At 46.2% G+C, this 7,855-nt stretch carries 4 protein-coding genes; all 4 read right to left on the bottom strand.

Going from position 1 to position 7,855, the window contains the following annotated elements:
• Positions 1-225: 225 nt before the first annotated feature.
• The 4 genes from Q1V85_RS15540 to Q1V85_RS15525 all read right to left on the bottom strand — a co-directional run bounded on the left by Q1V85_RS15540 (position 226) and on the right by Q1V85_RS15525 (position 7,842).
• Positions 226-1,320: a glycoside hydrolase family 88 protein gene (locus tag Q1V85_RS15540; RefSeq protein WP_300601386.1), complete on the bottom strand. Its 1,095-nt coding sequence runs from the start codon at positions 1,318-1,320 to the stop codon at positions 226-228.
• A 5-nt stretch (positions 1,321-1,325) separates the two neighbouring features.
• Positions 1,326-3,257, bottom strand: a complete 1,932-nt coding sequence (locus Q1V85_RS15535; RefSeq protein ID WP_300601385.1) for a heparinase II/III family protein — start codon at positions 3,255-3,257, stop codon at positions 1,326-1,328.
• Entirely contained in the window at positions 3,254-4,501 is a 1,248-nt protein-coding gene (locus Q1V85_RS15530; protein WP_300601384.1) for a hypothetical protein, read from the bottom strand. The genes Q1V85_RS15535 and Q1V85_RS15530 overlap by 4 nt, the downstream gene beginning before the upstream one ends.
• 323 nt (positions 4,502-4,824) lie before the next feature.
• Positions 4,825-7,842: a TonB-dependent receptor gene (locus Q1V85_RS15525; RefSeq protein WP_300601383.1), complete on the bottom strand. Its 3,018-nt coding sequence runs from the start codon at positions 7,840-7,842 to the stop codon at positions 4,825-4,827.
• Between the last annotated feature and the right edge of the window lie 13 nt (positions 7,843-7,855).

Genomic DNA, 7,855 nt, shown 5'->3' with positions numbered 1-7,855 from the left:
ACTAATATCGAAAAAAAATGGAGCATGCCCATCCAAAATTGGGGGTTCATACTCCATCAGTTCTTAACTATCTTTGACAACAGATGCCGCCTCTAAATGCAGTTGCTTAAAAACTGTTTACACAATTTATTTTACACTCTCCTCAATTTTCGGGCAGTTCGATACCACAGGGATGCTTCGGCGGGCCTCAGCATGACGGAAGTGGGACGGTCCTCTCGTCCAGTCTTACTTCTTCTTCCCCATCTTCGCCATTTCAGCGGCCGCCAACAGATAGGCGCCTACACCATAGGGTGCCGTCATATCTTCTGTAAGCTGCAGGGGCGCATGGCCCACCGGCTGTACATAACCCAGTTTCCCCGACCGGTCTACATATTTTTGTAAGGATCTCCAGCCCTTCTGTGCCGCTGTTTTATGAGTGCTTTCCGTCAGCAATCCTTTGTTAACGCCATAGGCAAGACCAAATACAAAAAAGCCACCGGCGCTGTTCTCCGGCTGCGCATAGGTTTCCGGATCCAATAGGCTGCTGTGCCAGGCACCTTGCCGGTCCTGTGCCCGGATAACAGAAGCCGTCATTTCGCGGAACAGGCGGAGGTACCAGGCATAGCTTTCGTGCGAAGGCGGAACCGTTTCCAACATCAGGGCCAGGCCTGCATATACCCAGCCGTTTCCTCTTGCCCAGAATACCTTCTCTCCTTTATGGTCCCGTTCATTTATTAAACGGAGATCCCGGAAGAACAATTGCTTTTCCTTATCGTACAATGCATCGGTGGTTACCTTAAATTCCGAAAAACAAAAATCCAGGTAAACCGGGTTTCCTGTTAACTGGTAGATCCGCGCGTATACCGGTGGTGCCATAAACAATGCATCGCACCAGCCCCAGCGGTTGCGGTAGTATTTTCCTTTTTCCGTAAGCAAGGGCTGTTTGTCGGGATTGGCAATAACAGAATCCACTCTTTTGATCACTTTGCGGATCATTTCCGGATCTTTATACCGGTCATAAAGCCGGAAATAGGTTTGCCCGATGCACAGGTCATCCGCATCATAAAGCCGGTCCATCATCCCCCATTGCAGATCCTTACCTGTATGCAAAAGAAAATCATAAAGGGATTGGGCATTTGTCTGCGCGGCCCATTCAACCATGCCCCGGTACATGGCGGCCTGTATCCATCCTGCCTTTGGCGCCAATGTATCCGAATAATGCTGCACCTGCCAGGAGGCTACGCGGTCTGCCTTTCTTTTATCAGCAGCATTAAAATAAGCGGTTTTACAGGAAGCAGCCGTAACTAAAATTATCAAAAGCGCGAATACTATTTTTTGCATAAAAATCATTTTATCATTTTCCACTCCTTTAAGGGACGGATCTTTTCATTTTTTACCTGCGTGCCTTCAGGAATCAAATAAACGGTATAAGCAACCGACTGGCCCGGTTGTAATACGGATGTAAACCCTACCATGATGGTATTGCCATTATCTTCGTCAAATGAAAACTCCGGCTTCGTGCTCCGGGTATTCATAGTAATGCCCTCTCCCTCTACTTTCATCCGCATTTTTTCACCATTCATTTCCAGTTCCGCTTCATTCCTGCCAATGAGTTTTACATTTGCAGGTGTAAGCATAGCCCAGCGTATATCAGTAAATTTTTCTGTGTTAACGATCTCATCCCGGATAACCACATAGTTATTATCTACAATAGCAACACCCCTGTTGCGCCTTGCCACACGCGGGCTGTCAATAGCACTCAGGTTGGATATGGCATACATGAAATCTTTACGCTCACCCTGCTCATCCATCTCTGCTTTTGCTGTAACATTCTGCCGGTCTCCGTCAATGGTAATGATATTATGTGTCTTTGTGCCGATACGCAGCGCATCCCAGCGCCGGGAGTACTGACTGCGGTCACCCAGACTGAAACCATATTTCTCCAGTGAGTAATAAGGTTGTCCGCCAAGGTCTGTTACCCATTGATTTTTTCCACGGTACATTACAAAGCTGCCAATATCCATGTGGGAATGGTTGGTAACGCAGCTACCACCTTTCATTGCTAAAAAAATTTCATCATCTCCGCCCCAATGATTTCTCATAATGGCAATGGGTGTAGTGCCTCTTCCAACATACAGTCTTTTTCCCGGCCTCTTCACTCCTGCAAACGGATTTGCCGGGGCCCATAGCAACGCAGAAGGGAGATAGCGTACATTAAAAAGCTCCGCATCCGTCATACCCATTTTACGGGCATTGTTTAGTCGTTCCGCTTCTGTCCAAAGGATACCCGGATCACCGGTGCGGTTGGCAAACCAAAGCATCGGGTAAGACAGAGACTGATCTGCAAAGCAATCCGCGTAAGCGAAACAACCAGAATTTTGCGTTGACATTTGCAATATATATTCGGGCGTTTTCATAAAGCCTTTATTGTTCATCAGCCCAAAAGAAGATCCGTATAATTTTTCCAGCGCGTCGATCAATGTAATATTATAAGTAGTTCCGTACCGCCAGTACGAGTACCCTTCGGGATAATTCCCATCCGGTAAATACTCTTCCAACGCTACATCACGCACCAACTTTACGGACCTGTCGATTATTTTCTGTGCCAGTTCCGGATCGCTTTCATACACGGTAATGGCGCCCAGGGCCATTCCTGTATTGCAAACAGAGTTCCAATTGTTCTTTTTTTTCAGCCAGCTGTAATGCGATTTACCGGTAGCTTTTTCAGGCAAGGATTCGTACAATCCCTTTTGTATGATCGCTTCCCGGAGCCTCGCTTTTGTTTCACCATCAAGGTAACTGTACAGCCAGTCGTAACCAATAGAAACCGCGGTTACCATTTCCGACACATCTAAAAAATGAGTGGGGTTCCAGCTTTTAAAGGAGGCGACATTCAGCAGTTCTTTTTTTGCACGGGCTGCGTACCGGTCGTCACTGGTCATACGCCAGGAATAAGACAAATAATAAATATAGGTAAGCGCCTTTCTTGAAACCTTTAACAACTGGTTCCCGATCAATTCGTATTTTACTACCGGTTCGTTTAAAATTGAATCGGAGGTCCTGATGATGTATCGATGCATGGAAGCAAGAAATGCATCCCCGGCGATCTTTTTCCTGATCTGCGCTTCTTCACCTTTCAATAATAATAAACGCGGGTGGCTTTTCTTTACGGTAAAATCCGGCTGCTCCTGGGCATGTAACTGCAACCCTATTACCAGGAAGCAAATCGTTTGCAAAAGCGTTCGAAATCGTATCAACCTGGTTGTCATTAAAATCATTTCCGGAATTTAAAATCATAATAATCGGCAAGGAACCGGACGGCGAACGTAGTTCCGATATCCCTGTTGGTGATCCACATTTTTGTTTTCTTCATCCTGGTCCGGGTTTCCAGCACTGCACCACGCAGGTTGGGATCCGGATGATCCTGCGCAAAGCGATTGTCGATCAGCCAGCGGGCAGATCGCTCAATAGCAGGATTAAATTCGGCATATCCTTCCTTCGCAAGCCCGATCCACACAATGCCCGCCAGCGCAACAGCAGAGCCGGTTACAGAGCCTTTATCGGGTGCTCTTTCGTCCAGGTAATTTTCATAAAATATAGTCCCGTTGGATAACTGCGCTTTCATAAATGCCCGGGCCGTTTTCGCCGCGGCTTCAAGATATTTCCGGTCCCTGGTCAGTTTAAATGCTTCTATTAACGACTCTGCATACCATAATGCAAAACGCGGATGGAAATAATTATCCGCAACCGAATTGGGCATAAACTGCATCCAGACACCTTCAGGGCCCTGCAGTTGTACCAGGCTATTGCAAAGATTGATAAAGGCTTCTTTAAATTTTTTATCTCCTGAAAATGCATATGCATCTTTAAAAAGGGATCCTTCCGTATTGGGCCTGGATACATCGAAGAGTTTTTGCGTGCCCGAATCCTTTGACTTCCAAAACGGACTGTATTCTTTTAAAACCTCGCCGGTTTTTGCATCCACATTATCATAGCACACACCTTGTTTAAGATCGCACATATTCGCAAGCATCCAGCCCGCGGCCTTTGTAGCAACTGCTGCATATTTGGGATCCTTTGTAACCCGCGATAATTCATAAAGGCCGGGCGTGCCATCCGAAACGGTGGAGAATACAATAACATCATCGCCTATAAAGTCACCGTGAACGGCATTGATCATTCCGCTGAGTTTGGGATGCTCTTTTATCTCCAACCCGATCCAGTATTCACCACTTTTTTTTGCCGCATCCAGGTAGGTTTTATTTCCCGTTTGTTTATATGCTGCCAACAGTGCATAAATGGCCTGCCCGGTATGCCAGGGCACTTCATAGGGATACCATTTTGCCTCTAAAATGTTATAGTCACATTTTGATTTGCCCTCGCTATCCAGGAGCACATTGGCCACATAAGCAGCTGTTTCATTGATCGCTTTTTTTATTGCGTCCTGTTTAACCTGGGCCGATGCCCGGATAAACAGCATACAAAAAAGTAATACAAGAATCGAGCATTTTATTTTAACCATTGAAGTTGTTTAAGCTTTTTAACAGATCGCTCCGCCGCGGCGGACTCAAAGTTATGTGAAGGACTATTTTACCAATATATTGCCCCTCTGGGGCGGCCTGGCAAGAGTGTTCTGCGAATAACATGCAGCAAAAGACAGCATAAAGTCTGCCTCAACGGAGCTACCTTTTGTATATAATCTGGAAAGTTTAAACAACTTCGTTGTCAATTTCCCTGACATCAGCGTGTAGCAATAAATAAAAATTGCAACCGGCCCGAGAATCAATCTTTTCAACCGGTTGCAATGATGGAAGCACCGATGATGATTTTACGCTATTTGCACCGTTAAAACCTGAAAGTCAAACCTGTCCTGATAAACGCATCGGTATACTCCAATTGGTTTACACGGTTTTTATTTCCCATATAAGTAAAGGCCGGCGCATTGTTGATATTGGTTACTTCCGCATAATATGTAAGCCGTTTTGTGATGCGATAAGATCCGTTCAGATCGATCTGCCAGCGGCTGTCTACCCAAAGATCCTGGTCGGTATCTGCACCCAGGGCATAGATAAACTTACCATTGTAATTGGCCGAAGCCTGCAATGTAAGCTTCCTGGAAGAATAACTGAGCGCAATGTTGCCGGTATGATCCGCCTGGCCGGGAAGCCGGATGGCTCCTCTGTCCTTTGTTGTAATTGCTTTTGAATTTGTATAGGTATAATTACCGGTAAAAAACAGGTTCTTCAGGAAACCGGGCAGGAAGCTCAGGCTTGAGTTCAACGTAAGTTCCACTCCATACACTTTCGCCGCCTCTCCATTCAGTGATTGCGATATTACAAAGGCATCATCCGGGTTATAATAGGGATTCGATACATCCGTTAATGTACCCTGGCTCAGGTATTGAAATTTATCAATATGCTTATAAAAGAACCCACCGGACAGGATGCCTACGTTTTTCATATAATGCTCCACCAGAAAATCGAGATTATTTGAATAAGCCGCTTTCAAATCCGGATTTCCCAGCTCTATTCTCCTCATTTCCGTATTCACTGTCATGGACGGAACCAGTTTTGGCAGGTTGGGTCTCGAATACCCTGTTGTCCAGGCAGCGCGCAGGATCAGGTTTTTGGCCATATCATATTTAAACTGGAGGTTGGGCAATACCATCAAATAACTGAGCGACGAATCTGCCGGTGTTTTAGTATATGCATCATACACATAGGCGTCCGGTGTTGTACCGGGCTTTTGTCCACCGTTTACGTTGGGATCAGCCGACTTGTCGTAACGGAAAATCCGGTTGGCTTTATAACTAACCGATGTATTCTCAAAACGCACACCCGCCAGCGCCATCAGTTTATTGAACTGTATCCGGTTCATTAAATATCCTGCAACAACATTTTCGCTTGCCGCGTAATACTGCTCGTCGCGCTGAAGATCCCGGGTATAGTCATCCGAAACAAAACGGTCTGGTCTGTTTTTAATAAATTGCTCAATCACTTTTACATCAGCTGAAGGCCCAAAATTTAAATTACCATTCAGGAAGTCGGCCGACTGATTGGCCTTGTGCAAAAAGTTAGCAAGCCTTGTATCACCAAAATCGGGGCTGTTACGATCTGTGATCGTTGCGATCCTCAATTGAGATGTGGGCCATGGCCGGGAGCGGTCGTTATCCATAAATTTGGCTTTCGCCCCAAATGAAAATACGGATGCATACTTGTTCTTTATAAAATAATTTTTGGAAACATTAAACCGTCCGGTTGTGTTTTTGCCGTTCTGAATATTGATCTGGGTAAGCGCATCCGTAAACTGGTACCGCTCCGGATCATTCATAGCCCCGCCAAATGCAGGCGTGTAAAGGTTTACAGAAGTTAAATAGCTGCTATTAATATCCGGTATAGCTGCTAACGGAGTACCGGTTGGAATACGAATGGGTTTGCCTGAGCCATTATCCGTTCCTGCTATATCCTTATTATTGGCGCGCCAATCCGGCGTACTAAAATTATACTGCGCATTTTTACCCGAGCTATGGCTTTGAGAATAAAACAACCCGCCGTCAATTTGCCAGGTGCCGATCTTTGTTTCACCATCCAGGCTGATGTTGAAATTATCAATATTCACCACCTGGTTCGATGTCTGAGCGATGTTCTGGAAACGATCTGTAGCAAGACTATCGCCTCCCAGCTGTATGAAATTGCCCCTGTAGCGCGACCTGTTCCTGTAGCGGGTATCCGTATCCACACGCTTATTGTACATCCCACTTAACACAAACCGTGTATTCACATTTGGAGCGTAATCCAATGCGAGTGTTCCGCCCATGCGCTGGCGGGTACCTTCCTGGTATCGGTAACGAAAATCGGTAGGCACCCAGGTATTTTTGCGACTGTCGATTACCGCGCCTGCTTTGTCCACAATATTCTTCTGTGCCCAGGCCTCCGCTTCAATACGATCGTATCCATTATTGTTATTATAATAACTTGCATTAGCGGCAATACCAAAAACGCCTTCTTTATTTCTTTCGCTGGCGCCAAACCGCTGTGCAAACCCGGCTTTGGCAGAATAAGGCATATGCTTTCTCAACATATTATACCCTGTTCCCAGGTCCATTGTATATTTTGGTTTTAAAGAACGGGCAATTCCGGTACGCATGTTGATGACACCAGCGATCGCATCTCCATCATTAGACGGGAGCAGGGTTTTTTGTACTTCCATGGAAGAAAGGACGTCTGAAGGAATCACGTCTAAAGACATATTACGCGCGCCGTTCTCACCGCCCACGCCCATCAGCTGCTCGCCGTTTACATTAATGTTTACGAAGTTTGCCGGCGTGCCTCTTAACTGGATCTCGGATCCCTCGCCCCTGGACCGGGTGATGGTTACCCCGCTCAGGCGCTGTAACGCTTCAGCAACGTTCAGATCCGGAAAACGTCCCATCTGATCGGCTGATACCACCTGCATCAGGTTATCTGCATTTTTTTGCTGGTTCAGCGCCCGGGCCTGGCCATCTACGGTGGCAGAAACCACTACCGCTCCCAGGCTCTTGGCAAGTTCGGTCAATTTAATATCCTGCGTTGTTGTTTTACCCTTCAGAATGGTTACCGAAATGGTTACCGGCTTGTATCCCAGGTATTCTACCGTAATATTTTTATTGCCGTCCGGTATTCCCTGTAAAGTATAAAAACCGTTCAGGTCGGATGAAGTACCCAGCGTAGATCCTTTAAGGGTAACCGATGCGCCGGGCAGCGTATTACCGTTCTGGTCGATGATCCGGCCACTCAGATTTCCATAGTCCTGGGCATACCCCTGCAGCACGCCCATGAAAACGGCCAGTATGAATAATATGACAGGCTTTACGTTTCTTCTCATTGATTGCTTTTTA

This window comes from Niabella sp. (genome assembly GCF_030150205.1).
In the GTDB taxonomy this organism is placed as follows: domain Bacteria; phylum Bacteroidota; class Bacteroidia; order Chitinophagales; family Chitinophagaceae; genus Niabella.
The sequence above is the reverse complement of the archived record's forward strand: the minus strand, read 5'-3'. Positions and strand labels throughout refer to the sequence as shown.

Excerpts from the sequence above, each read along its gene's own strand:
- Q1V85_RS15530 (WP_300601384.1), bottom strand. The coding sequence starts at position 4,501 with ATGGTTAAAATAAAATGCTCGATTCTTGTATTACTTTTTTGTATGCTG.
- Q1V85_RS15535 (WP_300601385.1), bottom strand. The coding sequence starts at position 3,257 with ATGATTTTAATGACAACCAGGTTGATACGATTTCGAACGCTTTTGCAA.
- Q1V85_RS15525 (WP_300601383.1), bottom strand. The coding sequence starts at position 7,842 with ATGAGAAGAAACGTAAAGCCTGTCATATTATTCATACTGGCCGTTTTC.
- Q1V85_RS15540 (WP_300601386.1), bottom strand. The coding sequence starts at position 1,320 with ATGCAAAAAATAGTATTCGCGCTTTTGATAATTTTAGTTACGGCTGCT.